Source organism: Nocardia flavorosea NBRC 108225, assembly GCF_001613385.1.
Classification (GTDB): domain Bacteria; phylum Actinomycetota; class Actinomycetes; order Mycobacteriales; family Mycobacteriaceae; genus Nocardia; species Nocardia flavorosea.
In genome coordinates, this window is sequence record NZ_BDCG01000059.1 from 1 (window position 1) to 1,286 (window position 1,286).

The following is a 1,286-nucleotide window of genomic DNA, read 5'->3' on the forward strand; positions in this document are numbered from 1 at the left end:
GTGGCCAGTCCCCGATAATGCGTCCACCCGGTAATTGAGTCCGGGTCGTTTGGTCGGTGTTCAGTCGATCCTGCAGGTCACCGGGTGGTGGGTGCAGGCGCAGATCGCAGCGTACTCGGCCGGGGTCCGGTAGCCCAGGGCCGAGTGCCGGTGCCGCTCGTTGTGCTCGGTTTTGAAGTCCCCGATCACGACCCGGGCCTCGAGTAGGCTGGTCCAGTGGTTGCGGTTCAGACACTCGATCCGCAGCCGCCGGTTGAACGATTCGACATAGCCGTTGTTCCAGGGCGTGCCGGGCGGAATATAGGACATGCCCACCCGGTCACCGCAAAACTGTTGCAGGGCAGCTGAAATCATCTCCGGCCCGTTGTCGCACCGCAGCACCCTCGGTGCCCCGCGGGCGACGAAGACTTTCTCGAGTTCTGTGACAAGCGCCTCGGCGGTGATCGAGCGTTCCACCAGATGCAGCAGTGATTCGCGGGTGTGCTCGTCGACCATCGACGCGATCTTCACCGCCCGCCCATCAGTGGTGGAGTCGAACTGGAAATCCAATGCCCACACCACCTTCGGCGCGTCCGCCTCGATAGCCGGGATCGACGAGACCCCGGCCCGCTTACGCGGATGATGGGCCCGCACCTGCAGGCCCTCTTCCCGCCACAACCGATGCACCCGCTTGATATTCGCCTCGGCACCCTCATCGAACCGCAACGCCGCCCAGGCCCGCCGGAACCCGTGACCAGGATGTTTGAGCGCATACTCGCGCAGCCAGGCCCGCAAACCCGCATCGGGATCGGCGGGGGTCTGGTCGGCCGGCAGGCGCCGGTAGGTAGAGCGATGCAACCCGACGACCTTGCACGCGAACCGTTCCGACATTCCCCTGACCTTCTGGAGCATGTCGGCGGCGCGGCGTTTGGCCGCCGGGCCTAGAATTTTCCCTTGCTGATCTCCCGCAGCGCATCTTTTTCGAGCTCGGCATCGGCCAGCAGCCGCTTGAGCCGGGCGTTCTGTTCACGCAGCTCCTTGAGCTCTTTCGCCGCATCTGTGTCCATACCCCCGTACTGGCGGCGCCAGTTATACAGCGTCGCCGCCGAGACCCCAAGGTCCTTGGCGATCTCCTCACCCGTCGCCCCGCCTGCGGCGAGTTCGTCGGCACGGCGCAGCTTCCGCACGATGTCCTCGGCGGAATGCCGTTTCCGTCCTGCCATGGGTTCCAGTGTCCCTTCCGGCCCTGATCAGGGCCACTCAGGACTCTAATACCGGGTGGACGCATTCACTGGGGGCAGGCCAGT

At 65.1% G+C, this 1,286-nt stretch carries 1 protein-coding gene; it reads right to left on the minus strand.

Annotation, left to right across the window (positions count from 1 at the left end):
- Positions 1 to 60: 60 nt before the first annotated feature.
- A protein-coding gene (locus NFL01S_RS33805) for an IS3 family transposase (protein WP_157117335.1) occupies positions 61 to 1,202 on the minus strand; the annotation gives its coding sequence in 2 pieces (ribosomal slippage) (positions 61 to 938 and positions 938 to 1,202; 1,143 coding nt in all).
- Positions 1,203 to 1,286 lie beyond the last annotated feature (84 nt).